This window comes from Streptomyces sp. NPDC101234, from assembly GCF_044767525.1.
GTDB classification, from domain to species: Bacteria; Actinomycetota; Actinomycetes; order Streptomycetales; family Streptomycetaceae; genus Streptomyces; species Streptomyces sasae.
The window spans coordinates 235,123-261,404 of sequence record NZ_JBIWOA010000014.1 but is presented as its reverse complement, the minus strand read 5'-3'; the positions used below and the strand labels follow the sequence as shown (position 1 = coordinate 261,404).

Here is a 26,282-nt window from a genome sequence, read left to right as displayed (position 1 = left end):
TGCGCTGACCCGGTGCGCCAGGGACACGACGAAGATCACCATACCCCCCGCCGTCACGGGTGCAAGGCAACCGTGGTCGGCCTCCCGGGAACGCCGAAGAGCGACCACCCGGATGGATGATCGCTCTTCGCGGTCTGCGCGTTACAGCCCCCGAGGGGGTGTTTCAGCACACAGAGGTCTGTAGGACCTCGGAGGTGTTACTTGACCTCGACGGAGGCGCCGGCGCCCTTGAGGGACTCGGCAGCCTTCTCGGCGGCCTCCTTGGCGACCTTCTCGAGGACGGGCTTCGGGGCGCCGTCCACGAGGTCCTTGGCCTCCTTCAGGCCGAGCGAGGTGAGCTCGCGCACGACCTTGATGACCTGGATCTTCTTGTCGCCGGCACCGGTGAGGATGACGTCGAACTCGTCCTGCTCCTCAGCGGCCTCGGCCGGGGCGGCCGGACCGGCCGGGCCCGCGACGGCAACCGCGGCGGCGGCGGTGACGTCGAACTTCTCCTCGAACGCCTTCACGAACTCGGAGAGCTGGATCAGGGTCATCGTCTCGAACTCGGCGAGCAGTTCGTCCTGGGTGAGAGCCATGATGGCTTTCCTTCCACTAATTCGGCTGGTGCCGTATGTACATGTCTGGCGGGCGTACGTTCGGCCCGCTACGACCGTTGCCTTCGGCGGGCTGCCTCAGGCGGCGGTCATTTCGCGAGCCGAGTTACTCGGCACCGCCCTGCTCGGCCTGCTTGACACGAAGCGCCTCCGCGGTGCGGACGAACTTCGAGGGGAGCGCCTGGAAGACCTGAGCAGCCTGCGTCTGCTTGCCCTTCAGGGCGCCCGCCAGCTTGGCGAGCAGAACCTCGCGGGACTCGAGGTCCGCAAGCTTCTTGATCTCGTCGGCGGACAGCGCCTTGCCGTCAAGGACACCGCCCTTGATGACGAGGTTCGGGTTGTCCTTGGCGAAGTCACGAAGACCCTTCGCCGACGTCACCGGGTCACCGGTGATGAAGGCGACCGCCGTCGGACCGTTGAACAGGTCGTCGAGCGTCGAGATCCCGGCCTCGTTGGCCGCAATCTTGGTCAGCGTGTTCTTCACCACGGCGTACTGGGCGTTCTCACCGAGCGAGCGGCGCAGCGTCTTGAGCTGCGCCACGGTGAGACCCCGGTACTCGGTCAGCACGGCGGCGTTCGAGCTGCGGAACTGCTCCGTCAGCTCGGCTACCGCGGCAGCCTTGTCGGGCCTTGCCATAGAGCGTCGGCCTCCTTCCGGGTGATGAGGACCGCTCAGAAGGGGCTGAGGAAAACGAAACGCCCCGGCGCAGGCGCACGGGGCGTAGCTCGACCGGGCACACACACGTGAAGCGTGTGTTCCAGGAGCACTTCCACAGTCACCTGCGCGGGTCGTCCGCGGTTCAGCGGATCCTTCGGCCACCGCACACTCTTGCGAGTAAGCGGCAACGACCAGCGGTCTTTGGCTTCTCGAGGAGAGTACGGGACCGGTGCACTGTCAAGCAAATCGGCTCGGTACGACCGCTCTCACGGGGTCAGCCCGCCGCACCCCGCTTCTTCAGCAGCGTCCCGAAGTCCTGGGTGTCACCGGCCGGGGGCCGCTCCGCGCTGACCTTCACGCCGTAGTCGCTGTAGTACGCGGTCTGGTTCATCGCGCCGTTCGCGGTGTCGGCCTTCTCGGTCTTCTTGACCAGCAGGTTCTTGCCGTCGACCCAGATGTCGACGGTCTCCGTGCTGACGCCGGCCTGGCTGAGCTGCTTCTGCAGTGTGCTGTCGCCGACCAGGTCGGAGACGTGCACCGTGCCCGAGTAGTGGGTGGTGGGCTCGCCGGAGACCTTCTCCTCGCCGACCCTGCGTACGTCCTCGGAGGCCAGCAGCAGCCGTACCGACTGGTTGGGGGTGGTGTTGCGCATCAGGTCCGTCATCATCGCGCCAGAGCCGCCGCCGAGGGTGTCGAGGTAGTCGTACGGGTACTTGATCCAGTGCTTGCCGCCCAGTTGCCGGGCGAAGGCGGGGCCGACCCTGGCGTAGTAGGCGTCCCGGAGGTAGCGGGTCTCCAGGGACGTGGAGTCGAGCCGGCGCATCAGGTCGGCGGTGGTGCCGCCGGTGTAGGTGATGGTGAGCGTGCCGGTGAGGCCGTGCCTCCAGCCGAGGGCGCCCTCGGCCTTCGTGGACATCAGGGAGCCCAGGGTGGTGATGGAGCGGACCCGGGCCGACCGGGCCCGGTGGGTGGACCGCTCGGCGGAGCGCAGGGCGGCCAGGGAGCGGGTCTGGTGGGGGGTGCTCTTCCCGGCGTCCGAGGCTGCCGGGGCGGTGCAGGCGGCCACTCCTGTCAGCGCGGTCGCCGCCGCGATCGCCAGGGCCACCCGGCGCACACCCCTGCTCGTCATCCCGCCCCACCCCCATACGAGTCCCGCACCTCCGACGCTAACCCAGGCCACCGGCACCGCGCGGGAAGTCGGGGAGGGCGGGACGATGACGTACGTCGCACGAGAGCGAGGCCGCGTCGCAGCGAGAGCGGGTCCGTGTCGACGGGGGCAGGGCCGCGTCGTACGGGGGGACGGGAGATGCCGCACGGAGCCGGGAAACGGGACGGGCCCCGCAATCCTGTCGGATTGCGGGGCCCGTCCTGCTGGCTGACGCGTCCCTGACGCGGCTACCGGACCGAGCGCGGGGCTCAGACGGCGGCCGGGTCCTCCTCGGTGAGGAGGTTGCGGGTGCGGTTCGAGTCGACCGGGATACCGGGGCCCATCGTGGTGCTGATGGCGGCCTTCTTGATGTAGCGGCCCTTGGCGGCGGACGGCTTCAGACGGAGGATCTCCTCCAGCGCGGCGCCGTAGTTCTCCACCAGCTTGTCGTCCTCGAAGGACGTCTTGCCGATGATGAAGTGCAGGTTCGAGTGCTTGTCGACGCGGAACTCGATCTTGCCGCCCTTGATCTCGGTCACAGCCTTGGCGGTGTCCGGGGTGACGGTGCCGGTCTTCGGGTTCGGCATCAGACCACGGGGGCCGAGGACGCGGCCGAGGCGGCCGACCTTGCCCATGAGGTCCGGGGTGGCGACGACGGCGTCGAAGTCCAGACGGCCCTTCGCCACCTCGTCGATCAGCTCGTCGGCGCCGACGATGTCGGCGCCCGCGGCACGCGCGGCCTCGGCACGGTCACCGGTCGCGAAGACCAGGACCCGGGCGGTCTTACCGGTGCCGTGCGGGAGGTTCACGGTGCCACGGACCATCTGGTCGGCCTTGCGCGGGTCGACACCCAGGCGGAAGGCGACCTCGACGGTGCCGTCGAACTTGGTCGTGGAGGTCTCCTTGGCGAGACGGACGGCCTCGAGCGGGGCGTACAGCTTCTCCCGGTCGACCTTGGCGTCCGCAGCGCGGAGAGCCTTGCTGCGCTTGCTCACAACTGCTCCTGTGTGTTCTTGAAAGGAGTCGTGGTGTACGGACCGAGCAGGCCCTACCACGGTGGTGCTACGAAAGTGGGGGTCAGCCCTCGACCGTGATGCCCATGGAGCGGGCGGTGCCGGCGATGATCTTCGCCGCGGCGTCCAGGTCGTTGGCGTTCAGGTCGGGGAGCTTCGTCGTGGCGATCTCGCGGACCTGCGCCTCGGTGATCTTGGCGACCTTGGTCTTGTGCGGCTCGCCGGAGCCCTTCTCGACACCAGCGGCCTTGAGGATCATCTTCGCGGCCGGCGGGGTCTTGGTGACGAAGGTGAAGGAGCGGTCCTCGTAGACCGTGATCTCCACCGGGATGACCCAGCCACGCTGCGACTCGGTCGCGGCGTTGTAGGCCTTGCAGAACTCCATGATGTTGACGCCGTGCTGACCGAGCGCGGGGCCGACCGGCGGGGCCGGGTTCGCCGCACCGGCGTTGATCTGGAGCTTGATGAGCCCCGTGACCTTCTTCTTCTTGGGAGGCATAGCTCTCCGGGTCCTTTCCATCGGGTCCTGCCCGCGTCAGGTTTCTCTCCTGGACGCAGGCATACCGCACAACGATAACGGGTATGGATGCGCGGCCAAAAACCGAGCAGGTCAGGCGCTCGCCTGACCTGCTCGGAAGCGGTACGTCCAGAAGGAACTAGTTCTTCTGGATCTGGTCGAACGACAGCTCCACCGGCGTCTCACGACCGAAGATCTCCACCAGACCCTTGACCTTCTTGGAGTCCGGGTTGATCTCGTTGATCGTGGCCTGCAGCGTGGCGAACGGACCGTCCGTGACGGTGACCGAGTCGCCCACCTCGAAGTCCAGGACCTGGACCTCGACCTTGCGCTGCGGCGCGGGCTTGCCCTCGGCCTCCGCCGCCTCGCGCGCCGCCTTCTCCTCGGCCTCGGGCGCGAGCATCTTGACGATCTCGTCGAGGGTCAGCGGGTACGGGTCGTACGCGTTGCCGACGAAGCCGGTGACGCCGGGCGTGTTGCGGACGACACCCCACGACTCGTTCGTCAGGTCCATACGGACGAGCACATAGCCGGGCAGCTTGTTCTGCTTGATGGTCTTGCGGTCGCCGTTCTTGATCTGGACGACCTCTTCCTGCGGCACCTCGGCCTGGAAGATGTAGTCCTCGACGTTCAGCGAGACGGCGCGCTGCTCCAGGTTGGTCTTCACGCGGTTCTCGTAGCCGGCGTAGGTGTGGATGACGTACCACTCGCCGGGGAGCAGGCGCAGCTCCTCGCGCAGGGCCTGGACGGGGTCGACCGGCTCGGCGGGCTCTTCTTCCTCGGCGGCCTCGTCCTCGAGGGTTTCTTCCTCGACGTCCTCGTCCTCGTCGGCCTCTTCCGCTTCTTCGTCCTCGTCCTCGACGTGGACCGCGGTCTCCTCGGCCGGCTCCCCCAGTTCGGCCTCGGCAGCCTCGAACTCGTCCTGCTCGTCCGCGCCCTCGACGATGTCCAGCTCGTCTGCGACGGCCTCTTCGGGCTCGACGGCGTCGTTCAGGTTCGGGTCAGACACGATGGCTGCTTCTTCCTGGATACAGAGGGGTGGAACATGCGAAAACGGGCGCCGCTACCACGGCGCCCTTCGCTCTGTGCTCAGCCGAAGACGTACTTGGCGGCGTGGTTGAGTCCATAGTCAATCACGGTCACCAGGGCGATCATGATGGTGACGAAGAAGATCACCACGGTGGTGTACGACGTCAGCTGGTTGCGAGTCGGCCAGACGACCTTGCGGAGCTCCGCGATGATCTGGCGGTAGAAGGTACCGAGGCGCTTCAGCGGGCCCTTCTTGGCACGCTTGCCACCCTTGCGGGCCTTCTTCTGGGACTCGGGCACCTCGTCGGCGTCAGGCGTGTCGATGGAGCCCACGGCGTCCGTCATTCATCCTCACCTGATCCCGGGTCATGGCCGTGCCGCGCCCGGTTCCAGAGCCGCACGGCGGTGCAATGCTTGTATGTACGTACATGCGCACACATCCTGGCGGTGTGTGTAGCAGGGCCGGAGGGACTTGAACCCCCAACCGCCGGTTTTGGAGACCGGTGCTCTACCAATTGAGCTACGACCCTTTGTGTGTCCCCCAACGTACCGCATCCGGCCGGGTGCTCGGTGTGCACCCGCTCAGGCACGGCTGTCGGTGGCCAACGAGGTGAGAGTGTACGTGGTCCGCGGCGCCGCGTCGAACAGAAAGTGGCAGTCCGGGGCGGCCGTACGGAAGATCGTCCTGGCCGCGGGCCGGATCCGCACGCTTGTTCATGGTTCGGCCCGTAGTTGTTCAGTCTGTGAAACCGGCGTGCCGGGCAGGTTTCCGGTCTGGAACGATGGGCCCCATGAGCGCTGCAACCCCTCCCACCGAGCGCCGGGTCTCCGCCCGAGTCGGCGCGATCTCCGAGTCCGCCACCCTCGCCGTCGACGCCAAGGCCAAGGCCCTGAAGGCCGCCGGGCGCCCGGTGATCGGCTTCGGCGCCGGTGAGCCCGACTTCCCGACTCCGGACTACATCGTCGAGGCCGCCATCGAGGCCTGCAAGAACCCGAAGTACCACCGCTACACCCCGGCCGGCGGTCTGCCCGAGCTGAAGGCCGCGATCGCCGCGAAGACGCTGCGCGACTCCGGCTACGAGGTCGACGCCTCCCAGGTTCTCGTCACCAACGGCGGCAAGCAGGCCATCTACGAGGCCTTCGCCGCGATCCTCGACCCGGGCGACGAGGTCATCGTGCCCGCCCCGTACTGGACGACGTACCCGGAGTCGATCCGCCTCGCCGGCGGTGTCCCGGTCGAGGTCGTCGCCGACGAGACCACCGGCTACCGCGTCTCCGTCGAGCAGCTGGAGGCCGCGCGCACCGAGAAGACGAAGGTCGTGCTCTTCGTCTCCCCGTCCAACCCGACCGGCGCGGTCTACAGCGAGGCCGACACCGAGGCGATCGGCCGCTGGGCCGTCGAGCACGGCCTGTGGGTCCTCACGGACGAGATCTACGAGCACCTGGTCTACGGCGACGCGAAGTTCACCTCGCTGCCGGCGATCCTGCCCGAGCTGCGCGACAAGTGCATCGTCGTCAACGGCGTCGCCAAGACGTACGCCATGACCGGCTGGCGGGTGGGCTGGCTCATCGGCCCGAAGGACGTCGTCAAGGCGGCCACCAACCTCCAGTCGCACGCCACGTCGAACGTCTCCAACGTGGCGCAGGTCGCCGCCCTGGCCGCCGTCTCCGGCGACCTGTCCGCCGTGGCGAAGATGCGCGAGGCCTTCGACCGGCGCCGCCAGACGATCGTCCGGATGCTCAACGAGATCGACGGCGTCCTGTGCCCGGAGCCCGAGGGCGCCTTCTACGCGTACCCGTCGGTCAAGGCGCTGCTCGGCAAGGAGATCCGCGGCAAGCGCCCGGCCTCCTCGGTGGAGCTGGCCGAGCTGATCCTGGAGGAGGCCGAGGTCGCGGTCGTACCCGGCGAGGCCTTCGGCACGCCCGGCTACCTGCGCCTTTCGTACGCGCTCGGTGACGAGGACCTCGTCGAGGGCGTGAGCCGGCTGCAGAAGCTGCTGGCCGAGGCCAAGGACTGACGCCTTCCTGACGTCTTCGGCGTTTTCGCGCTCCACGCGCGCGTGCGGGCCGTCTCCCTCCGGGGAGGCGGCCCGTTTCGCGTACCTGCTCACCAGTGCGAGCAAGGCCACTAAAGGGGAATCCGCTACCGGTACGACAGGTACGTGCGGCAGGATCCTGGAATGGAGCACGTACGTGATGTCTCTGAGCTGCCGAAGGCTCATCTGCATCTGCACTTCACCGGTTCGATGCGGCCGGGAACCGTTCTGGAGCTGGCCGACAAGTACGGCGTACGCCTCCCCGAGGCGCTGACCGAAGCGCTGACCAGCGGGGAGCCGCCGAGACTACGGGCCACCGACGAACGGGGCTGGTTCCGCTTCCAGCGGCTGTACGACGCCGCGCGCTCCTGCCTGAGAGAGCCGGAGGACATCCGGCGGCTGGTGCGGGAGGCCGCCGAGGAGGACGTCAGGGACGGCTCGGCGTGGCTGGAGATCCAGGTGGATCCGACGTCGTACGCCCCGCGCCTCGGCGGTCTGATCCCCGCTCTGGAGATCATCCTGGACGCGGTGGAGACGACGTCCCGGGAGACCGGCCTCGGTATGCGCGTCCTGGTGGCCGCGAACCGTATGAAGCACCCCCTGGACGCGCGTACGCTCGCGCGGCTGGCCGTCCGGTACGCGGACCGGGGCGTGGTCGGCTTCGGGCTGTCGAACGACGAGCGGCGGGGCATGGCCCGGGACTTCGACCGGGCGTTCCACATCGCGCGCGAGGGCGGTCTGCTGGCGGCTCCGCACGGCGGTGAGCTGACGGGTCCGGCGTCGGTGCGGGACTGTCTGGACGATCTGCACGCCTCGCGGATCGGGCACGGGGTGCGGGCGGCGGAGGATCCGAGGCTGCTCAAGCGGCTGGCGGACCGGGGCATCACCTGCGAGGTGTGTCCGGCGTCCAATGTGGCCCTGGGCGTCTACGAGAAGCCCGAGGACGTCCCGCTGCGCACGCTCTTCGAGGCGGGGGTCCCGATGGCCCTGGGCGCCGACGACCCGCTTCTGTTCGGTTCCCGGCTGGCCGCCCAGTACGACATCGCGCGCGTGCACCACGGTTTCACGGACGCCGAGCTGGCGGAGCTGGCCCGGCAGTCGGTACGGGGTTCGGCGGCCCCTGAGGACATGAAGGCGAAACTCCTGGCGGGCGTCGACGACTGGCTCACCGCCCCGGCGTCCTGACCGGGGTCTTCTTGGTTCGTCGAAGCCGTCACGATCCTCAGAGTCGTCAGGGTCTTCGGAAGTGGGCGTACGGCGGGTACGCCTTGAAGCAGACCAGCACCTCGACGGGGTGCCCGCCGCCCGGCGGCTGCCGCAGCCCCCACAGCCCCGACACGAGTGCCGGGCGTCCCTCGGTCACGCCCTTCTGGCGCGGTCCCCAGCCGGCCGCGTAGGCGAGGGACATGGCGGCCTCTGCGAAGACGTACCGGTCGCCGAAGAGGAAGAGCGTGCCGGCGTGGGTGGTGTGCCGCAGGTCGTCCCGGCGGTCGGCGTGTCCCTGCCGGGCGCGCCAGGTGGCCGCGTCCCGCGCGGTGCGCGCCTCGTCGGTGCGCACCGTGAGCGGGGTGCCCTGCCGCAGCCGGTGGCGCAGCTCGGGCCACTGGGCGGCGCGCAGCCCGAACGCGTGATGGACCAGGACGAGGTCGACGAGGGGGCCCTGCCCCTCGTCCGGCGGCACTGCCTCCCGCAGCGGCACATGGACGATCGTGTGCGGTGAGTGCGCGGCGAAGGAGAGCAGTCCGGCGAGCCGGTTGAGCCCGTCGTGGTCGCCCGTGAGCATGCCGATCGGCGCGGGTGCGCGCAGTGAGGTGTGGCGCAGCGGCTGCCAGGGCTGGACCGTCCGGTGTTCGTGGGGGCCGGTGCGGGTCCGGAACTCGCGCAGTCTCAGCCGCATACGGGATGCCTCATGGCATCAGGGTCACGGCTGGGCGGGGTCCTCGGCAACGGAGATTCCGCCCAGCAGGGTGCGGGCGAGCCGGGCGGCGAACTCGTCCACCGGCGGGCGCGCGCCGGTCACGGTGGCCTCGTAGGCGAAGACGCGCTGGACGCAGGCGCCGAGCAGCAGGGTGGCGGCCGCGGTGGTGTCGGCGTCGGGTCGGATCCGGCCGATCGCCTTCTCGGCGCACAGGTAGGCGTCGAGGGCCCGCATCGGCACATGCGGTCCCGCGCCGATGGTGCGCAGTCTGTCGTCGAGCTTCCGCTTGAGCTGCTGTTCGGCGTACAGGGACGCGGCGATCGGGAAGCTCTCCTCGTAGAACAGGGCGGCCTGACGGGCGATCCGGGTGAGGTTGTCCTGCAGGGTGCCCCGGCCGGGTTCGACGGTGAGTTCGCCGAGCAGCGGGAGGAGGCGCGGCAGCCGCTCGGTGAGCACGTGCACGAACAGCTCTTCCTTGCTGGGGAAGTACTTGTAGAGGGCTGCCTCGGAGCAGCCGGCCGCCCGGGCGATCTCCTTGGTGGTGGCACGGGCGAGCCCCACGGTGAGCATCAGCTCGTGAGCGGCGTCGAGGATGCGGACGCGGGCCGGTTTCTGCTGCATGACGCCCAAGGATCACATGCCCTTTCCAGCGGGTGCGACGGATGTCCCGAAGAGGCTTGACGGGTGGGTGAGTACTTACCCACTCTAGAGAACGACAACAGGTGAGTGAATACTCACCCACCATCTGACGCTTGAGTACTCGGGAGCAGTCATGAATCTCACCGTCTTCGGCGCGACCGGCGGGATCGGCCGGGAGATCGTCCGCCAGGCGCTGGCGTCCGGCCATCGGGTCACTGCGGTCGTGCGCGACCCGGCCCGGCTGACCGTGACGGGCCCCGGCCTGGAGGTCGTCCGCGCGGACCTCACCGACCCCGAGGTGGTCCGCCCGGCGGTCACGGGCCGGGACGCGGTCCTGTCCGGACTGGGCCCGCGCGGCCGCAAGGACGCCGGCGTCGCCGCCCGCCTGACCCGTACGGTGCTGGCCGCCATGCAGGCGGAGGGCGTACGGCGGCTCGTGGTGGTCAGCGCGGCACCGGTGGGCCCGGCACCGGACGACGGCCTGCTGGACCGCTCCGTACGCGCCCTGGTCGGCAGCATCCTCAAGCCGGTCTACGACGACCTGCGCGAGATGGAGGCGGAGTTGTCCCGCAGCGGCACCGACTGGACGTCGGTGCGCCCGCCCCGCCTGCAGGACAAGCCCCTCACCGGCACCTACCGCACGGTGATCGGCGGTTTCCCGCCGAAGGGCCGCTTCATCGCACGGGCGGACGTGGCCCACGCGATGCTGGCGATGACCGCGGACGAGGGGACGGCGAAGCAGGGGGTGGGGGTGGCGTACTGAACCTCTGGCCCTCTAGAGGCTGACGCCGACGGTCACCGGCTCGTTGACGAGAGTCACACCGAACGCGTCCCGGACCCCGGCGACGACCTCGCGCGCCAGTTCCAGCAGATCCTCCGTCGTGGCCCCTCCCCGGTTGGTCAGCGCCAGCGTGTGCTTCGTGGAGATCCGGGCCGCCCCGCTGCCGTACCCCTTGGTGAACCCGGCCTTGTCGATCAGCCAGGCCGCCGAGGTCTTGGTACGGCCCTCCCCCGCGGGGTAGGCGGGCGGCTCGGCCCCGTCGCCCAGCCGCTCGCGCACGCGCGCGTGGAAGTCGGCGAACTGCTCGTCGGTGAGGATCGGGTTGGTGAAGAAGGAGCCCGCCGACCAGGTGTCGTGGTCCTCGGGGTCCAGCACCATCCCTTTCCCCGCGCGGAGCTTGAGCACGGTCTTGCGCGCGTCGGCGAGCGGAACCCGGTCCCCCGGCTCCACTCCGAGCGCCCGCGCGGCCTCGGCGTACCGCATGGGTGCCGACAGCCCGCCCGCGTCCTCCAGTTCGAAGCGCACGCGCAGGACGACGTACCGCTCGGGGTCGCTCTTGAACCTGCTGTGCCGGTACGAGAACGCGCACTCCTCGTCGGAGAGCGTCACCGTCTCGCCGACCCGCCGGTCGTAGGCGACCACCTCGGTGATGGTCGAGGAGACCTCCTGGCCGTACGCCCCCACGTTCTGGATGGGCGTGGCGCCCGCGGAGCCCGGGATCCCGGCGAGGCATTCGACGCCGGCCAGCCCGGCCTCGACGGTGCGGGCGACCGCGTCGGTCCAGACCTCGCCGGCCGCCAGCTCAAGCGTCGTGCCGCGCAGTTCGAAGCCGGTGGTGGCGATGCGCAGGGCGGTGCCGTCGAAGCCCTTGTCGCCGATGACCAGGTTCGAGCCGCCGCCGATGACCAGCAGCGGGGTTCCGCTGTCGTCGGCCTCGCGGACGGCGGCGATCACCTCGGCGTCGGTGGCCGCGGTGACCAGCCGGGTGGCGGGGCCGCCGAGCCGGAAGGTGGTGAGAGGGGCGAGGGGGGCGTCGTGGAGTTCCTGCACGCGCCCAAGACTACGAGACGCCACCGGCAGGCCCGCCGCCACGAGCCGCACGCGCGCGTGGGGCCCCGTCCGCTCGGAAACGGGGCCCCACGCGCGCGTGCCGTCAGATGCGCCGTCAGACGCCTTCGGTTGCCGTCAGCCGCCTTCAGCTGCCGACGGTCGCCGGCTCCGCGGCGAGCTCCCCCTCGGCGACGATCCTCGCGGCACGGCGTCGGCCGGGGATCAGCAGCGCGGAGACCCCGGCGAGGGCGACCACGGCGGCTCCGGTGACGAGGGCGGGCTTCAGCCCGTCCACGAAGCTCTGGGCGCTGTCGTAGCTGCCCTGTGCGGAGAAGATGGACGACATGACCGCGACGCCGAGCGCGCCGCCGACCTCGCGCAGCGCGTTGTTGGCGCCGGAGGCGATGCCCTGCTCCTGTGGGCGCACGGCGGACATCACGAGGTTGGCGGCCGGGGCGAAGTACAGGGCCATGCCGATGCCGCTGATGATCAGACCGGGCAGCTGGGCGCCGTAGGAGGCGTCCGCGGTGACGACCGAGGCGAGGTAGCCGAGCCCGGCGGCCTGAAGGAAGAGCCCGGCCGCGACGACCGGGCGGCCGCCGATCCGGTCGGAGAGGATGCCGGCGATCGGCGCGACGATCATCGGCATGCCCGTCCAGGGCAGCATCCTGAGGCCGGCCTCGGTGGGCGAGTAGCCGAGCACGCCCTGCATGTACTGGCTGAGCAGGAAGATCGAGCCGAACATACCGAGGAACATCAGCAGGCTGGCGGCGTTGATCCCGGAGAAGGCACGGGAGCGGAAGAGCCGCATGGGCAGCATGGGGTTCTTGGCGCGGCTGCCGTGCAGCACGAACCCGGCGAGCAGGGCGGCGCCCCCGAACAGGCCGGTCAGCACCAGGGAGCTGCTCCAGCCGTCAGCCGGGCCGCGTACGAGGCCGTAGACGATCCCGAAGAGGCCGCCGCTGGCGAGCAGGGTGCCGGGTATGTCGAGCGGAGCGCCGGTGCCGTACGACTCGGCGAGGCGGAGGCGGGCGAGCGGCAGCAGGGCGACGCCGAGCGGAACGTTCAGCCAGAAGATCCAATGCCAGGACACGTGTTCGGTGAGGCTGCCGCCGATGAGCGGCCCGGAGGCGACCGCGAGTCCGTTGACGGCGCCCCAGATCCCGTACGCCATCCCGCGCTTGGCCTCCGGCACGGCTGCCGTCAGCAAGGTGAGCGTCAACGGCATCATGACGGCCGCGCCGACCCCCTGGACCGCGCGGGCGGCGATCAGCGAGTCGATGCCGGGCGCCATGGCCGCGGCGGCGGAGGCGCCGGTGAAGATCGTGAGTCCGGCGAGAAAGAGTCGGCGGCGGCCGAAGCGGTCACCGAGGGCGGCGCCGAACATCAGCAGGACGGCGAAGGTGAGCGTGTAGGCGCTCACGGTCCATTCGAGGTCGTCGAGCGCTCCGCCGAGGTCCCTGCGGATGGAGGGCAGGGCGGTGGTGACGACGAGGTTGTCGAGGGCCGCCATGAATCCGGCGACGCTGGTGATGACGAGCGCCCATCCGGCGCCCCCGCGAGGTGCGGTCCGGCGCGTGGCCTGTTGTGCGGTCTCTTGTGACATCGCTCCCCCAGAGCATGGCCTGCGAAGGCTTATTAGTTATTGATCACTAATTTTCTGGCCCATGAAAAAACCCGGACCGGGGACGGCGGACCGCCCCTCACTCATCGCTGCATTTGTCCAGCCGCCCAGTGGTCCCGGCGTCCGGGTACATCCCCTGCCAGACCCGGTGCTCGGGCGGAAACCCCATGGCCGCATAGGTGTTGATGAGCATCCCCTTGGCCAGGAACGTCGTGGTGCGGTCGACATCGCTCCCGGAGCGCAGATGGACGATGTCCCAGAGCCGCGACCAGCCGGCCCGCACGAGCTCACCGAACTCGTGCTCGCCCTCCGCCTCCGCGGCCGCGACGGTGATGTACGTCTGCATCTGCATCTGGAGCCGCTCCGGCCGCTCCTGGATCATTTGCACATACGCGTCACCCATGGCGTGCAGTGCTTCCTGACCCTCCAGCCCCTCGGCCGCCTTCTCGAAGACCTCGCGCATCTCGTCGATGCAGCGCTGCGAGGCGGCGGCGAAGATCGCCTTCTTGCCCGGGAAGAGCCGGAAGAGATACGGCTGCGAGACCCCGACCCGCTTGGCGATCGCCTCGGTGGAGGTGCCGTAGTAGCCCCTCTGCGAGAACTCGGCGATCGCCGCGCGGATGACACTCTCGCGCCGCTCTTCAGCGCTCATCCTGACCATGCGACGAAGTTAGTACTCAATCACTAACTAAGTCAAGGGGCACCTGGCGGTCCCTCGACGGGGGCGGTCCGGACGGGACGGCTCTTCGCCGGGGGAACAACCCGGGCGGGACGACACCTCAACAGGAACACCCCGGAGGTAACAGTCCGTCACCGAGAACGGCCCCTCGCCGGGAACGGCCCCCCGCCGACGACCGTTTCACTCGCAAGGGGGCCACAACACGTAAGGGGCGCCCCGCAAGGAGAGCGCCCCTTACCGCGGGCATCACCGGCACCACGGGCGCATCGACACCGCAGGCTCGCCGACGCTCAGCCCAGTCGTACGACCGCGCGTGACATACCCAGCACCTTCTGGCCGGCGCTCGTCGCCGTCAGGTCGACGCGCACGGTGTTGTCGTCGAGCTTGGCCGCGACCTTGCCGCTGACCTCGATCAGGGCGCCCTGGTCGTCGTTCGGGACGACGACGGGCTTGGTGAAGCGGACGCCGTACTCGACGACCGCGCCCGGGTCGCCGGTCCAGTCGGTGACCACGCGGATCGCCTCGGCCATGGTGAACATGCCGTGCGCGATGACGTCCGGCAGGCCCACCTCCTTGGCGAACTTCTCGTTCCAGTGGATCGGGTTGAAGTCCCCGGAGGCACCCGCGTACCGCACGAGCGTGGCACGGGTCACCGGGAAGGTCTGCACCGGCAGTTCGGTGCCGACCTCGACGTCCTCGTATGTGATCTTCGACGTCATCGGATCCTCACGCCCCCTCTTCCACGTCCGCCGCGCGGGCCACCAGCTTGGTCAGGGCGCTCACCACGAGCTCGCCAGCCTCGTCGTGGACATCACCTCGGATGTCGACGATGTCGTTGCCCGCGAGGGACTTGATGGCCTCGATGGTCGAGGTGACGCTCAGCCGGTCGCCGGCGCGCACCGGGCGCCGATAGGCGAACTTCTGGTCGCCGTGCACCACCCGGCTGTAGTCCAGGCCGAGCTGCGGGTCCTCGACGACCTGTCCGGCCGCACGGAAAGTGATCGAGAAGACAAAGGTCGGCGGAGCGATCACATCGGAATGCCCGAACGCCTTGGCGGCCTCCGGGTCCGTGTACACCGGGTTGGCGTCGCCCACCGCCTCGGCGAACTCACGGATCTTCTCCCGGCCCACCTCGTAGGGCTCGGTGGGTGGGTAGGTCCGTCCCACGAAGGACTGGTCGAGCGCCATTGGCCCGGCACCTCCTGATGTCTGCTGTGATGCCCCACAAACTAGCGGGAAAGCCGTCCCCCGAAACGCCGTGAGGCCGCCCCCGGACGGGGACGGCCTCACGGACGAGCCTGTTTCTTATCGCGTTTCGCGGTGCGCGGTGTGCGCATTGCAACGCGGGCAGTGCTTCTTCATCTCAAGACGGTCCGGGTTGTTACGCCGGTTCTTCTTGGTGATGTAGTTCCGCTCCTTGCACTCCACGCAGGCCAGCGTGATCTTCGGGCGGACGTCGGTGGCAGCCACGTGAGTGCTCCTAAGACGAACGGATGGACTGATTCAACGCACAAAAGAGTAGCCGATCGAAGGACCGACCCCGCAATCGGCTACTGTCAGTAGCGGTGACCGGACTTGAACCGGTGACACAGCGATTATGAGCCGCTTGCTCTACCGACTGAGCTACACCGCTTTGATGAGATCAGTCCCGCCTTGCGACGGGACCTCTCACACCAGAGCCCCAATACGGAATCGAACCGTAGACCTTCTCCTTACCATGGAGACGCTCTGCCGACTGAGCTATTGGGGCGAGCGATGAAGACATTACACGCTCGGCCGCCGTTCACCCAAATCCGTTTCCCGCCGCTCTTCCCGCCCCCTTCCGCGCGGCTCACGACAGCCTCTCGGACCCCTTCCGGCACTCCCCACGCGCGCGTGCCGACCCCCTCCCATCAGGTCCGACGGCGCCGGTACGACTATTGCGCTCCTCCCCGCCCCATGCGGCTCGCCGTCCTAGGCTCGACTCACTCTGCGTGATCTTGAGTCCAACGCCTGGACCGACCTTCCTGGAGCGCGATGCCCGACAGCCAGCCGCAGCCGCCCTCGTCGTCGTCCAACCCTTCGGGTTCTTCGGGGCCGTCAGACCCGGCCGCACTCCTGCTGTGCGGGGCACGCCTCACCGACGGCCGGACGGTGGACGTGAGGCTGGGCGGCGGGCGTATCGAGGCGGTCGGTACGGCAGGCAGCCTGGCGCCGGATCCGGCCCGCGCGGGCGGCACACGCGTGGATCTGAGCGGCTACCTCCTCCTCCCCGCCCCTGCCGAACCGCACGCCCATGGCGACACCGCGCTCTCCGCCGATCGCGGCGGCCCCGTCTCGCACGCCCCCGAGGACGTCCAGCGCCGTGTCACCGAGGCGGCCCTGCTGCAACTCGGGCACGGCGCGACGGCGGTGCGCGCGCACGTGCGCGTGGGCGATGTCCAGGGGCTGGGCGCCCTGGCCGCCGTCCTCCAGGCGCGCCACTCGCTGCGCGGGCTCGCGGAACTCACGGCGGTCGCGATGCCGCGCGTGCTGACGGGACGTGCCGGCGCCGACGGGCTGGCGATACTGCGCGACGCGGCGAAGATGGGGGCGTCCGTGGTGGGCGGCTGTCCCGACCTGGATCCGGATCCCACGGGCTACGTGGAGGCGGTCCTGGAGGTGGCCTCCGAGCACGGCTGCCCGGTCGACCTGCACACGGACGCCGTCGACCCGGCCCGGCTGGCCAGACTCGCGGTGATGGCGGGGGGCATGCGCCCCGGCGTGACGCTCGGCCCGTGCGCCGGGCTTGCGCGGCTGCCCGCCGAGGCGGCCGCCCGGGTCGCGGACCAGCTCGCCGCGGCCGGCGTCAGCGTGGTGTGCCTGCCGCAGGGCGGCTGCGGCTCCGTCGACCGCCGCGGGACCGCTCCGGTACGGCTGCTGCGCGCGGCCGGGGTGCGGGTCGCCGCCGGCAGCGGCGCGCTGCGCGACCTGTCGAACCCCGTGGGCCGCGGCGACCCCCTGGAGGCGGCCTACCTCCTGGCCTCCCGCCACGGTTTGCGCCCCGAGGACGCCTACGACACCGTGAGCGCCGCCTCCCGTGCCGCCCTCGGCCTCCCCCAGGTCCGCGTCGAGGCGGGCTTCCCCGCCGAACTCCTCGCCGTACGCGGCGACCACCTGCCGGGCGCTCTGTCCCTCGCCTACAGCCGGATCGTGGTGCACCGAGGGCGCGTGGTGGCACGCACCAGCGCAGTTCGCGAGTACTGCAACTCGGCTGCGGCGGCGGAACTCGGGCTGCCTCGGCAGGGGCGCGGCGAGTTGTCCTGACGGGAACCCGGGGGGCGTGAGCGGGGCTCGGCGCCCAGGCACCCGGTGCGGGGTGCGCGCCGGGCACTCCTGACCGTCGCCTGGGGCGCGTGGGGCGCATGAAGTCGTGCGGCGAATGCGGGGCTTCGGGCGTACGGTCGGAGACATGCGCATTGTCATCGCTGGTGGTCATGGTCAGATCGCGTTGCGGTTGGAGCGGCTGCTCTCCGCGCGCGGAGACGAGGTCGCGGGAATCATCCGAAAGGCCGAACAGGGCGATGCTCTGCGGGCGGCCGGTGCCGAACCGGTGCTGCTCGACCTGGAGTCGGCATCGGTCGAGGAGGTCGCGGCGCAGCTGCGGGGGGCGGACGTGGCGGTCTTCGCGGCGGGCGCGGGCCCGGGCAGCGGTGCGGCTCGCAAGGAGACGGTGGACAAGGGCGCGGCGGTGCTGTTCGCGGACGCGGCCGTACGCGCGGGCGTACGCCGTTTCGTGGTCGTCTCCTCGATGGGCGCGGATCCGGAGCACCGGGGCGACGACGTCTTCGACGTGTATCTGCGGGCCAAGGGCGCGGCCGACGCGTATGTCACCCGGCAGAGCGCCCTCGACTGGACGATTCTGCGCCCTGGTTCGCTGACGGACGAGGCGGGCACCGGTCTGGTGCGTCTGGAGGCGCACACGGGCCGGGGTCCGGTCACGCGCGACGATGTGGCCGCTGTGCTGGCGGAGTTGGTGGACACCTCGGCGACGGCCGGTCTGACCCTGGAGCTGATCGGCGGGTCGACGCCGGTCTCGGTGGCCGTGAAGTCGGTGGCCGGGAACTGAACCCGCCGCCCGGCCGTTGGGGCTTGTACCGGCTGCCGGTCGGAGTTCTCAGAACAGCGGCAGCTGCCCGGGGAAGTCCGGCACGACGTATCCGTCCAACGACGGCTGGGCCGCCCCGAGTTCGGCCTGTCGCCGCGAGCCGGAGCAGGAGACCAGGTCGGTGCTCTCCCGTGCCCCGGGCGGGTCGTGGCGCGCGAAGCGCCCCGCGACGACGGCGATTTCGCGACGGCACACCGGACAGGTTCTACGACGGGTGGACATGCGTTCAGTGTGCCCCGGGGTCCCCGGGACGGGGCACGGGTGTCGGGACCGTAGGTGTCTCGTGGGGCGAGGTACAGCTGATCCGGGTGTCTCCTGCGCCTGTGGCGCAGGCGCCGAAAGCCCGGTGGCGCTGCTGCAGCCGTAGCCGTACGTGACGGATCTTGCCGTCCGGCCGACAGGTCCCGCCGGGTGCCACACCCTCAGAAGCGCCCGCCGGGCGCCCGTGTGGGAGACATCACGCCCGTCTCGCGAGCCTCTCCACAGCACAAACAAGAAACCCCCTCCGGACTGTGTTCCCACAGTCCGGAGGGGGTCTTCCCCAAAGTGGCGGCGCCAGGATTCGAACCTGGGAAGGCTGAGCCGGCAGATTTACAGTCTGCTCCCTTTGGCCGCTCGGGCACACCGCCGGGGTTTGCCGCCAAGTCGAACCGCTTTTCTGCGGTGCTCTCTGGCAACGACGTAAACAATACCCGATCCCGAGGGGTGCTCCGCCACTCGATTGATCGGCCCTTGAGGCACGTGAGGTGGCTAGGCTGGTGCGGATGCGGCCCGGTCCCCACACCGGGCCAGACGGCCGCCGCAGCGCGCCGCAGCGCATCCCGATACGCCCCCCGATACAAGGAGCCACAGGACATGGCCGACTCCAGTTTCGACATCGTCTCGAAGGTCGAGCGGCAGGAGGTCGACAACGCCCTCAACCAGGCCGCCAAGGAGGTCTCGCAGCGCTACGACTTCAAGGGTGTGGGTGCCTCGATCGCCTGGTCCGGCGAGAAGATCCTGATGCAGGCGAACTCCGAGGACCGGGTCAATGCGATCCTCGACGTCTTCCAGTCGAAGCTGATCAAGCGCGGCATCTCGCTGAAGGCGCTGGACGCGGGTGAGCCCCAGCTCTCCGGCAAGGAGTACAAGATCTTCGCGTCGATCGAGGAGGGCATCTCCCAGGAGAACGCGAAGAAGGTCGCGAAGATCATCCGTGACGAGGGCCCCAAGGGCGTGAAGGCCCAGGTCCAGGGCGACGAGCTGCGCGTCAGCTCCAAGAGCCGCGACGACCTCCAGGCCGTGATCACGCTGCTGAAGAGCCAGGACTTCGACTTCGCGCTTCAGTTCGTGAACTACCGGTAGGCAGCACCGGCCGGTGGACGGGAAGGGTGGACACCCGGCGGTGTCCACCCTTCCCGTCCACCGGCGGCTTGGCCAGAGGCGGTCAGTCGCGCGAGTTGCCGAACAGGAGGCGGTAGGCGATCAGCAGAACCAGCGAGCCGCCGATCGCCGACACCCAGGTCGCGCCGTCGTAGAAGTTCTTGGCGATCGGGTGGTCCAGCCAGCGGGCGGATATCCAGCCGCCGAGGAACGCGCCCACGATGCCGATGAGAGTGGTGCCGATGAAGCCGCCGGGGTCGCGTCCCGGCAGCAGGAATTTGGCGATGGCGCCGGCCAACAGTCCCAGGATGATCCAACTGATGATGCCCATGCCCTGAACCTGCCCTTCCGCGCTGTGTTCGCACTGTTCCGGCCCTGTGATTTCGGCCGGGGCCGGCTGTGCCGGACACGCTGTCCGAGGTATCCGGACTTGTCCGTGGCGCATCTGTTCGTTCCTTGTTGCTGACGAGGACGACACGGCGATGCCGCGCGGTTGCAGCCGTCAGTAGGGTGCGGCGCATGACCTCCTCGCCTCCCGGTCTGCGGCGTTCCCTGGGCGTGCGCGACGCCGTGGTCGTCGGCCTCGGCTCGATGATCGGGGCCGGCGTGTTCTCCGCCCTGGGCCCGGCGGCCCGCGCGGCCGACTCGGGGTTGCTGCCCGGGCTCGCCGTCGCCGCCCTGGTCGCCTACTGCAACGCCATGTCCTCGGCCCGCCTCGCCGCCCGGTACCCGCAGTCGGGCGGCACCTACGTGTACGGGCGGGAGCGGCTCGGGGCCTTCTGGGGGTACCTCGCGGGCTGGGCGTTCGTCGTCGGGAAGACGGCGTCCTGCGCGGCGATGGCGCTCACCGTGGGCGCATACGTCTGGCCGGGGCAGGCGCACGCGGTGGCGGTCGCGGCGGTGGTGGCGCTGACCGCCGTGAACTACGGCGGCATCCAGAAGTCGGCCTGGCTGACGCGGGTGATCGTGGCCGTGGTGCTGGCTGTCCTCACTTCCGTGGTGGTCGTGTGCCTGGTCTCCGGACGGGCGGACGCCGGGCGGCTGGACATCGGGCTGTCGGCGGGTGTCGGCGGGGTGCTTCAGGCCGCTGGTCTGCTCTTCTTCGCGTTCGCCGGGTACGCGCGGATCGCGACCCTCGGCGAGGAGGTCCGGGATCCGGCGCGCACCATCCCGCGCGCGATTCCACTGGCTCTGGCCATGTCGCTGGTGGTGTACGCGTGTGTGGCGGTGGCCGTGCTCTCGGTGCTCGGTGCCGACGCGCTGGGTCGGGCGGAGGCCCCGCTGGCCGACGCGGTGCGGGCGGCCGCGGCGCCGGGGCTGGTGCCCGTGGTGCGGGTGGGGGCCGCGGTGGCCGCGCTCGGCTCGCTGCTGGCGCTGATCCTGGGGGTGTCGCGGACCACCCTCGCCATGGCCCGCGACGGCCATCTGCCCTCGTCGCTGGCCGCCGTGCACCCTCGCTTCCAGGTCCCGCACCGCGCGGAGCTGGCTGTCGGCGCGGTGGTCGCCGTGGTGGCGGCGACGGCGGACCTCCGGGGTGCCATCGGTTTCTCCTCCTTCGGTGTGCTGGCGTACTACGCGGTGGCCAACGCCTCGGCATGGACGCTCGATCCGGCCCCGCGTGCGCGCGTGGTTCCGGTGGTGGGCCTGCTGGGCTGCGCGACCCTCGCCTTCGCCCTGCCCATGGCGTCGGTGGTCCCAGGGGCCGCCGTCCTGGCGGTGGGCGCGGCGGCGTACGCCGTACGACGGTGGGTGGTGGCCCGGTAGGCGGTGTGACCGTGGCCTGTGGTGTACGTCCGCGGGCGGCGGCGAAGCGACTGAGCGGGCGGCTTCCGCGCTCAGGAGGCCCGGTTTCTCAGGAGGCCTGCTCCGGGACTGTGTGTATCCGGTAGTCGTCCCAGGGCGCCAGATCCGTGCCCTTGTCGGTCTCCTCGTACCAGCCCGTGCCGGCCAGCCAGACGCGCAGCCAGTCGGTGAGGGTGGGCGCGTCCACGAACCAGGCTCCGTCGGCGGCGTCGGCGTTCGGCTCGTAGAGCAGCACCGTGGCCTCCGGGCTGCGGCAGTCCACGCACGCGTACATGCCGCAGCCCCAGTGCGATATCGGCAGAACGCCCTCGGGCCAGGGCCGGTCCGGGTTCTTTCGGCCGTACTCACGGTTGGTGAGGTACTGGGCGACGGCGGCGGGTTCACCGGAGGGTGCGGCGTCGAGCAGGGGCAGCAGGCCGTACGACGGTCCGAAGCCGCCGTCGCCCACCCGTTCGTAGAGCGCGCTGAGGAGGGGCGGCAGGGGAAAGCCCAGGGCCTCCCGGGCGCGGTCGAGCGTGGCCGCGTCGACGGGTGCGGGGAGCGAAGGCCAGCCCCACGGACGGGAGTTGCGGGCCTGTGCCGTCACCTGTGTCAGCAGCTGCTCGATCTCAGTCATGGCTTCATGATGCAGGCCGCCACTGACAGTCGTGGCGACCTGTGGACAACCTCCGGCGCGGGCGCGGGCCTGTGGACAACTCGCCTTCCGTGCCGGCCGGATGATGTGTGGTCAGCGAGTCGCGAACGGCTGGTCCGTGGGCACGATCTCGCGGCCCAGCGGAAGCAGGGAGACCGGGATCAGCTTGAAGTTGGCGATGCCGAAGGGGATTCCGATGATCGTCAGGCACATGGCGATGCCGGTGACGATATGCGCGAGGGCCAGCCACCAGCCCGCGAGGACCAGCCACAGGATGTTGCCGACGCAGGAGGGGGCACCCGCGTCGCGACGCTCGACGGTCGTGTACCCGAAGGGCCACAGGGCGTAGACGCCAATACGAAAAGCAGCTATTCCGAACGGGATGCCGATGATCGTGATGCAGAGGATCACGCCCGCGAGCAGGTAGCCGAGGAACAGCCAGAAGCCGCTCAGGACGAGCCAAATGATGTTCAGGATGGTCTTCACTGCTGGCGACCTGCCATCTTCTCTAGCCGGGCGATCCGGTCCGCCATGGGCGGGTGCGTAGAGAACATCTTGGACAGTCCCTGGCCCGGGCGGAAGGGGTTCGCGATCATCATGTGGCTCGCGGTCTCGATCCGGGGCTCGGGCGGCAGCGGGAGCTGCTTGGTGCCGGCGTCCAGCTTGCGCAGGGCGCCGGCGAGCGCGAGAGGGTCGCCCGTGAGCTGGGCACCGGAGGCGTCCGCCTCGTACTCCCGGGAACGGCTGATGGCCAACTGGATGACGGTGGCGGCGAGCGGCCCCAGGATCATGATGAGCAGCAGACCGAGGAAACCGGGGCCGTCGTCGTCATCCGAACGGCCGACCGGGATCAGCCACGCGAAGTTGACCAGGAACATGATCACCGAGGCAAGGGCGCCGGCGACCGACGAGATGAGGATGTCTCGGTTGTAGACGTGGCTGAGTTCGTGGCCGATGACGCCGCGCAGTTCCCGCTCGTCCAGGATGCGCAGGATGCCCTCCGTGCAGCACACGGCGGCATTGCGCGGATTACGGCCGGTCGCGAAGGCGTTCGGTGCCTCCGTCGGCGAGATGTACAGGCGGGGCATGGGCTGGCGGGCCTGGGTGGAGAGATCGCGGACCATCCGGTACAGGGCCGGGGCCTCGAACTCGCTCACGGGGCGCGCGCGCATCGCGCGTAGCGCCAGTTTGTCGCTGTTCCAGTACGCGTACGCGTTCGTGCCGAGGGCGACGAGGACCGCGACGATCAGACCCGTCCGGCCGAAGAAGCTGCCGATGACGATGATGAGTGCCGACAGTCCCCCGAGGAGAACTGCGGTCCTGAGTCCGTTGTGCCGGCGGTGCACGGTACGCCCTCCAAGTCGTGCGGCAGGGGAACCCTTTGCCTGCGGTGCTGCCTTCCGATCTGCGATGCCACCGGTGTCGTGGTGTCACGTCCAGTGGACCCTCCCGCAGTGGTCAACGCCAGGCGGCGGTCACTAGTTCCCTTGTGCCCGCTGTGCGCCGCATGGGCCGTCCGGGTGGGGGCGGCAGCAGGCGCGCGTGAACGGCATCACGCGCGCGTGCGGGGCGTCAGAACAGGCCCGTGGCGGCGAAACGAAGCACCAGTTGCGGAGCTCCGGAGAGGACGACGCCGAGGACGCCGGTGAGAGCGAGCGCGGCCGTGAGGGGGGCCGGGAGGCGGTGCTCGGCGGGCTCACCCTCGGGGGCGCGGAACAGCAGGGCCGTCCACTGGAGGTAGTAGAAGAGGGCGATCACGACGTTGACGGCCATGACCACCGCCAGCCAGCCGAGGCCCGCGTCGACGGCTGCCGAGAAGACGGTGACCTTGGCGAAGAGACCGATGATGCCCGGGGGCAGTCCGGCCAGGCACAGCAGGAAGAAAGCCATGAGCAGGGCGGTCAGCGGGTTCCTGGTGTACAGGCCGCGGTAGTCGGAGATGCGGTTGAGTTCCTTCGTACGGCCGACCAGGGCAGCCACCGCGAACACGCCCAGGTTCACGGCCGCGTACATGAGGGCGTAGGCGACGGTGGAGCCGATCGCCTTCTGGGCGTCCTTGGCGTATCCGGCGGCGGCGATCGGCACCAGCAGGTAGCCGGCCTGTCCCACCGACGACCAGGCGAGCAGCCGTACCGCGCTGTACGCGCGCGTGGCCTGCTGGCGCAGGGCGGCGACGTTGCCGACGGTCATGGTGAGGGCGGCCAGGGCGGCGAGCGCGGGGCCCCAGACGTCGGCGTACGACGGGAAGGCGACGACGGTGACCAGGATCAGGCCGGAGAAGCCGACGGCCTTGCCGACGACCGACAGGTAGGCGGCGACGGGGAGCGGGGCGCCTACGTAGGTGTCGGGCACCCAGAAGTGGAAGGGGACGGCGGCGGTCTTGAACGCGAACCCGACGAGGGTGAGGACGACGCCCGTCTGCGCGAGCGTGTGCAGCTGGCCGTCGACGTGCTGGATGCGGTCGGCGACCTGGGTGAGGTAGAGGCTGCCGGTGGTGGCGTACACGAAGCTGATGCCCAGGAGGCTGACGGCGGTCGCGGTCACCGAGGACAGGAAGAACTTCAGGGCGGCTTCGGAGGACTTCGCGTCTCCGTGCCGGATGCCGACGAGGGCGAAGGCGGGCAGGGAGGCGACCTCCAGGGCGACGATCAGGGTGGCGAGGTCGCGGGAGGCGGGCAGCAGTGCGGCGCCGGCGGCCGAGGAGAGCAGCAGGAACCAGAACTCGCCCTGGGGGTAGCGGCGGTTGTCGTCCTTCAGGGCGGTGACGGACAGCAGGGCCGTGAGCAGGGCGCCGCCGAGGACGAGGAACTGCACGACCAGGGTGAACCGGTCGGCCGTGTAGCTGCACGCGCGCGTGGAGCCGTTCAGGCAGAAGGTGCTGCGGTCGTGGTCCAGGAGGGGCAGCAGCAGGGCGGCGGCCGCGGCGAGCCCGGCGACGGAGAACCAGCCGAGGAGCGGCTTCCTGGCCTCGGGCACGAAGAGGTCGGCGACCAGGACGGCGAGTGCGACGACCGCGGTGAGGGTGGGTGGCGCGATGGCGAGCCAGTCGACGGACTGGACGAGGTTCGCGGCCGGTGGCTGGGCCAGGGCGCTCATCGGGTGCCTCCTGCGAGGAGCTGCTGGACGGCCGGGTCGGTCAGGCCGAGCAGGGCCCTGGGCCACAGTCCGGCGACGACGGTGAGGACGACGAGCGGGGTCCAGGCCGCGTACTCGTACGTGCGGACGTCGGCGAGCTTCGGCAGGTCCTTCGGCACGTCGCCCATGCAGACGCGGCGGACCACGGCCAGCATGTACGCGGCCGTCAGCAGGGTGCCGAAGGCGGCGATCGCCATGAAGGTCAGGAAGGCCGGGCGGCTGAGGCCGGCGGCGGGCTTGAACGCACCGAACAGGGCCAGCATCTCGCCCCAGAACCCGGCGAGTCCGGGCAGTCCGAGGGAGGCCACGGCAGCGAACGCGAGCAGGCCGCCCAGACGGGGCGCCTTGCCGTACAGCGCGGCGCCGGCCCCCTCCGCCAGGGTGTCGAGGTCGGTGGTGCCGGTGCGGTCCTTGAGGCCGCCGACCAGGAAGAACAGCAGGCCGGTGATGAGGCCGTGGGCGATGTTGGCGAACAGGGCTCCGTTGACTCCGGTCGGGGTCATGGTGGCGATGCCGAGCAGGACGAAGCCCATGTGGCCGACGGAGGAGTAGGCGATCAGCCGTTTGAGGTCGCCCTTCGCACCCCGCTTGGCGAGGTTCAGGCAGGCCAGGGACCCGTAGATGATCCCGACGACGGCGAAGGCGGCGAGGTACGGCGCGAAGGTGCGGAAGCCGTCCGGCGCGACGGGCAGCAGGATCCGGACGAACCCGTACGTACCCATCTTCAGCAGGACACCGGCCAGCAGCACCGAGCCGACGGTCGGCGCGGAGGTGTGGGCGTCCGGCAGCCAGCTGTGCAGGGGCCACATCGGGGTCTTGACCGCGAGCCCGATCCCGATCGCCAGAACGGCGATGACCTGCACGGATGTGGTCAGTGACCGGCCGTTGTCAGTGGCGAGTGCGACCATGTCGAACGTGCCCGCCTTGATTCCGATCAGGAGCAGGCCGAGCAGCATGACGACGGACCCGAGCAGCGTGAAGAGGATGAACTTCCAGGCAGCCTGGGTCCGTCCCGCGCCGCCCCAGCGGGCGATGAGGAAGTACATCGGGATGAGCACCATCTCGAATGCGAGGAAGAACAGCAGCAGGTCGAGGACAGCGAAGCTCGCGAGGGTGCCGGACTCCAGGACGAGCAGCAGTGCGACGAAGGCCTTCGGGGACGGGCCCGCAGGCATGTTGAAGTACGAGTAGAGCGCGCAGAGGAAGGTCAGCAGCGCGGTCAGGAGCACCAGGGGAAGGGAGATGCCGTCGATGCCGAGGTGGATGCGCACGTCGAGTGCGGGGATCCAGCTGATGTCGGTCGTGGCCTGCATCCTGGACGGATGGCCGCGGTCGAAGCCGAGCGCGAGGACGATCGCGGCGAGGAGGATCACGCCGGTCACGGTCACACCGTGGCGGAGCACGGCCTGCTCGGGCGACTTCCCCTTCAGCCCGGGCGGGGCGGGGAGCAGGGCGGCGACGGCGCCGAGGAGCGGGCCGACGACGATCAATGCAAGAAGGAACTGCATCACGGACTCGCTGATATCGATCACGCC

General features: G+C 69.9%; 29 protein-coding genes and 4 tRNA genes. 7 read left to right on the top strand and 26 right to left on the bottom strand.

Annotated elements, in window-relative coordinates:
- Positions 1–197: 197 nt before the first annotated feature.
- From rplL to ACIRR9_RS26370, 8 genes are all read right to left on the bottom strand, one after another.
- Positions 198–581, bottom strand: coding sequence for a 50S ribosomal protein L7/L12 (gene rplL, locus ACIRR9_RS26405; RefSeq protein ID WP_403756379.1), 384 nt, complete (start codon positions 579–581; stop codon positions 198–200).
- A gap of 121 nt (positions 582–702) precedes the next feature.
- Positions 703–1,233 (bottom strand): 50S ribosomal protein L10, encoded by a 531-nt coding sequence (rplJ, locus tag ACIRR9_RS26400; RefSeq protein WP_365341534.1) that lies wholly within the window; start codon positions 1,231–1,233, stop codon positions 703–705.
- A 295-nt stretch (positions 1,234–1,528) separates the two neighbouring features.
- Entirely contained in the window at positions 1,529–2,383 is an 855-nt protein-coding gene (locus ACIRR9_RS26395; protein WP_403756307.1) for a hypothetical protein, read from the bottom strand.
- A gap of 287 nt (positions 2,384–2,670) precedes the next feature.
- Positions 2,671–3,396: a 50S ribosomal protein L1 gene (rplA, locus tag ACIRR9_RS26390; protein WP_365341538.1), complete on the bottom strand. Its 726-nt coding sequence runs from the start codon at positions 3,394–3,396 to the stop codon at positions 2,671–2,673.
- An 82-nt stretch (positions 3,397–3,478) separates the two neighbouring features.
- Positions 3,479–3,913 carry a 50S ribosomal protein L11 gene (rplK, locus tag ACIRR9_RS26385; RefSeq protein ID WP_055631380.1) on the bottom strand — a complete coding sequence of 145 codons (435 nt, stop codon included), beginning with the start codon at positions 3,911–3,913 and terminating at the stop codon, positions 3,479–3,481.
- 157 nt (positions 3,914–4,070) lie between these two features.
- The gene (nusG, locus tag ACIRR9_RS26380; RefSeq protein WP_403756303.1) at positions 4,071–4,940 is read right to left on the bottom strand and encodes a transcription termination/antitermination protein NusG; all 870 of its coding nucleotides are present in this window, start codon (positions 4,938–4,940) and stop codon (positions 4,071–4,073) included.
- Between the two features lie 80 nt (positions 4,941–5,020).
- Positions 5,021–5,305 carry a preprotein translocase subunit SecE gene (secE, locus tag ACIRR9_RS26375; protein ID WP_123974847.1) on the bottom strand — a complete coding sequence of 95 codons (285 nt, stop codon included), beginning with the start codon at positions 5,303–5,305 and terminating at the stop codon, positions 5,021–5,023.
- Between the two features lie 112 nt (positions 5,306–5,417).
- A tRNA-Trp gene (locus ACIRR9_RS26370) sits at positions 5,418–5,490 on the bottom strand.
- Positions 5,491–5,751: 261 nt separating this feature from the next.
- On the opposite strand from ACIRR9_RS26370, the gene ACIRR9_RS26365 reads away from it, so the two are divergent.
- The gene (locus ACIRR9_RS26365; protein WP_403756300.1) at positions 5,752–6,978 is read left to right on the top strand and encodes a pyridoxal phosphate-dependent aminotransferase; all 1,227 of its coding nucleotides are present in this window, start codon (positions 5,752–5,754) and stop codon (positions 6,976–6,978) included.
- Between the two features lie 162 nt (positions 6,979–7,140).
- Positions 7,141–8,181, top strand: a complete 1,041-nt coding sequence (locus tag ACIRR9_RS26360) for an adenosine deaminase (protein ID WP_403756297.1) — start codon at positions 7,141–7,143, stop codon at positions 8,179–8,181.
- A 46-nt stretch (positions 8,182–8,227) separates the two neighbouring features.
- Here ACIRR9_RS26360 and ACIRR9_RS26355 read toward each other — a convergent pair whose 3' ends face one another.
- Together ACIRR9_RS26355 and ACIRR9_RS26350 are read right to left on the bottom strand one after the other, a co-directional pair.
- Positions 8,228–8,893: a hypothetical protein gene (locus ACIRR9_RS26355; RefSeq protein ID WP_403756295.1), complete on the bottom strand. Its 666-nt coding sequence runs from the start codon at positions 8,891–8,893 to the stop codon at positions 8,228–8,230.
- A gap of 24 nt (positions 8,894–8,917) precedes the next feature.
- Positions 8,918–9,535, bottom strand: coding sequence for a TetR/AcrR family transcriptional regulator (locus ACIRR9_RS26350; protein WP_403756292.1), 618 nt, complete (start codon positions 9,533–9,535; stop codon positions 8,918–8,920).
- Positions 9,536–9,686: 151 nt separating this feature from the next.
- Between ACIRR9_RS26350 and ACIRR9_RS26345 the strand changes: the two genes are divergently transcribed.
- Positions 9,687–10,316 carry an NAD(P)-dependent oxidoreductase gene (locus ACIRR9_RS26345; protein WP_403756289.1) on the top strand — a complete coding sequence of 210 codons (630 nt, stop codon included), beginning with the start codon at positions 9,687–9,689 and terminating at the stop codon, positions 10,314–10,316.
- A 12-nt stretch (positions 10,317–10,328) separates the two neighbouring features.
- Here ACIRR9_RS26345 and ACIRR9_RS26340 read toward each other — a convergent pair whose 3' ends face one another.
- From ACIRR9_RS26340 to ACIRR9_RS26305, 8 genes are all read right to left on the bottom strand, one after another.
- Positions 10,329–11,384 (bottom strand): UDP-N-acetylmuramate dehydrogenase, encoded by a 1,056-nt coding sequence (locus ACIRR9_RS26340; protein WP_403756286.1) that lies wholly within the window; start codon positions 11,382–11,384, stop codon positions 10,329–10,331.
- A 145-nt stretch (positions 11,385–11,529) separates the two neighbouring features.
- Positions 11,530–12,990: a DHA2 family efflux MFS transporter permease subunit gene (locus tag ACIRR9_RS26335; RefSeq protein WP_365341555.1), complete on the bottom strand. Its 1,461-nt coding sequence runs from the start codon at positions 12,988–12,990 to the stop codon at positions 11,530–11,532.
- 97 nt (positions 12,991–13,087) lie between these two features.
- Positions 13,088–13,669, bottom strand: a complete 582-nt coding sequence (locus ACIRR9_RS26330) for a TetR/AcrR family transcriptional regulator (RefSeq protein ID WP_403756282.1) — start codon at positions 13,667–13,669, stop codon at positions 13,088–13,090.
- Between the two features lie 308 nt (positions 13,670–13,977).
- Positions 13,978–14,406, bottom strand: coding sequence for a MaoC family dehydratase (locus ACIRR9_RS26325; RefSeq protein ID WP_316773571.1), 429 nt, complete (start codon positions 14,404–14,406; stop codon positions 13,978–13,980).
- A 7-nt stretch (positions 14,407–14,413) separates the two neighbouring features.
- Positions 14,414–14,875: a MaoC family dehydratase N-terminal domain-containing protein gene (locus ACIRR9_RS26320; protein ID WP_403756279.1), complete on the bottom strand. Its 462-nt coding sequence runs from the start codon at positions 14,873–14,875 to the stop codon at positions 14,414–14,416.
- Between the two features lie 117 nt (positions 14,876–14,992).
- A complete protein-coding gene (rpmG, locus tag ACIRR9_RS26315) occupies positions 14,993–15,157 on the bottom strand; it encodes a 50S ribosomal protein L33 (RefSeq protein ID WP_003948671.1) in 165 nt (54 codons plus the stop codon).
- Between the two features lie 90 nt (positions 15,158–15,247).
- Positions 15,248–15,320: transfer RNA gene (locus ACIRR9_RS26310), tRNA-Met, on the bottom strand.
- A gap of 44 nt (positions 15,321–15,364) precedes the next feature.
- A tRNA-Thr gene (locus ACIRR9_RS26305) sits at positions 15,365–15,437 on the bottom strand.
- 266 nt (positions 15,438–15,703) lie between these two features.
- Here ACIRR9_RS26305 and ACIRR9_RS26300 point away from each other — a divergent pair.
- Together ACIRR9_RS26300 and ACIRR9_RS26295 are read left to right on the top strand one after the other, a co-directional pair.
- Complete coding sequence (locus tag ACIRR9_RS26300) at positions 15,704–16,972, top strand: amidohydrolase family protein (protein WP_403756277.1); 1,269 nt, start codon at positions 15,704–15,706, stop codon at positions 16,970–16,972.
- Between the two features lie 145 nt (positions 16,973–17,117).
- The gene (locus tag ACIRR9_RS26295; protein WP_403756274.1) at positions 17,118–17,774 is read left to right on the top strand and encodes an SDR family oxidoreductase; all 657 of its coding nucleotides are present in this window, start codon (positions 17,118–17,120) and stop codon (positions 17,772–17,774) included.
- Between the two features lie 48 nt (positions 17,775–17,822).
- Here ACIRR9_RS26295 and ACIRR9_RS26290 read toward each other — a convergent pair whose 3' ends face one another.
- On the bottom strand, positions 17,823–18,035 hold the full coding sequence (locus ACIRR9_RS26290) for a hypothetical protein (RefSeq protein WP_365341566.1): 213 nt from the start codon (positions 18,033–18,035) through the stop codon (positions 17,823–17,825).
- A 325-nt stretch (positions 18,036–18,360) separates the two neighbouring features.
- Positions 18,361–18,442: transfer RNA gene (locus ACIRR9_RS26285), tRNA-Tyr, on the bottom strand.
- Between the two features lie 226 nt (positions 18,443–18,668).
- Here ACIRR9_RS26285 and ACIRR9_RS26280 point away from each other — a divergent pair.
- The gene (locus ACIRR9_RS26280) at positions 18,669–19,157 is read left to right on the top strand and encodes a YajQ family cyclic di-GMP-binding protein (RefSeq protein WP_403756271.1); all 489 of its coding nucleotides are present in this window, start codon (positions 18,669–18,671) and stop codon (positions 19,155–19,157) included.
- Positions 19,158–19,239: 82 nt separating this feature from the next.
- Here ACIRR9_RS26280 and ACIRR9_RS26275 read toward each other — a convergent pair whose 3' ends face one another.
- A complete protein-coding gene (locus ACIRR9_RS26275) occupies positions 19,240–19,506 on the bottom strand; it encodes a GlsB/YeaQ/YmgE family stress response membrane protein (RefSeq protein WP_123974862.1) in 267 nt (88 codons plus the stop codon).
- 188 nt (positions 19,507–19,694) lie between these two features.
- Between ACIRR9_RS26275 and ACIRR9_RS26270 the strand changes: the two genes are divergently transcribed.
- Positions 19,695–20,939: an APC family permease gene (locus tag ACIRR9_RS26270; RefSeq protein ID WP_403756268.1), complete on the top strand. Its 1,245-nt coding sequence runs from the start codon at positions 19,695–19,697 to the stop codon at positions 20,937–20,939.
- Between the two features lie 88 nt (positions 20,940–21,027).
- On the opposite strand, the gene ACIRR9_RS26265 is transcribed toward ACIRR9_RS26270, so the two are convergent.
- From ACIRR9_RS26265 to ACIRR9_RS26245, 5 genes are all read right to left on the bottom strand, one after another.
- A complete protein-coding gene (locus ACIRR9_RS26265; RefSeq protein WP_403756265.1) occupies positions 21,028–21,594 on the bottom strand; it encodes an SMI1/KNR4 family protein in 567 nt (188 codons plus the stop codon).
- Positions 21,595–21,705: 111 nt separating this feature from the next.
- Positions 21,706–22,098: a YccF domain-containing protein gene (locus tag ACIRR9_RS26260; RefSeq protein WP_123974865.1), complete on the bottom strand. Its 393-nt coding sequence runs from the start codon at positions 22,096–22,098 to the stop codon at positions 21,706–21,708.
- Positions 22,095–22,958, bottom strand: a complete 864-nt coding sequence (gene htpX, locus ACIRR9_RS26255) for a zinc metalloprotease HtpX (protein WP_384559094.1) — start codon at positions 22,956–22,958, stop codon at positions 22,095–22,097. Before htpX ends, ACIRR9_RS26260 begins: the two co-directional genes overlap by 4 nt.
- A 226-nt stretch (positions 22,959–23,184) precedes the next feature.
- Positions 23,185–24,708: an NADH-quinone oxidoreductase subunit N gene (locus tag ACIRR9_RS26250; protein ID WP_403756263.1), complete on the bottom strand. Its 1,524-nt coding sequence runs from the start codon at positions 24,706–24,708 to the stop codon at positions 23,185–23,187.
- On the bottom strand, positions 24,705–26,279 hold the full coding sequence (locus tag ACIRR9_RS26245; protein ID WP_403756260.1) for an NADH-quinone oxidoreductase subunit M: 1,575 nt from the start codon (positions 26,277–26,279) through the stop codon (positions 24,705–24,707). Before ACIRR9_RS26245 ends, ACIRR9_RS26250 begins: the two co-directional genes overlap by 4 nt.
- Positions 26,280–26,282: the final 3 nt, after the last annotated feature.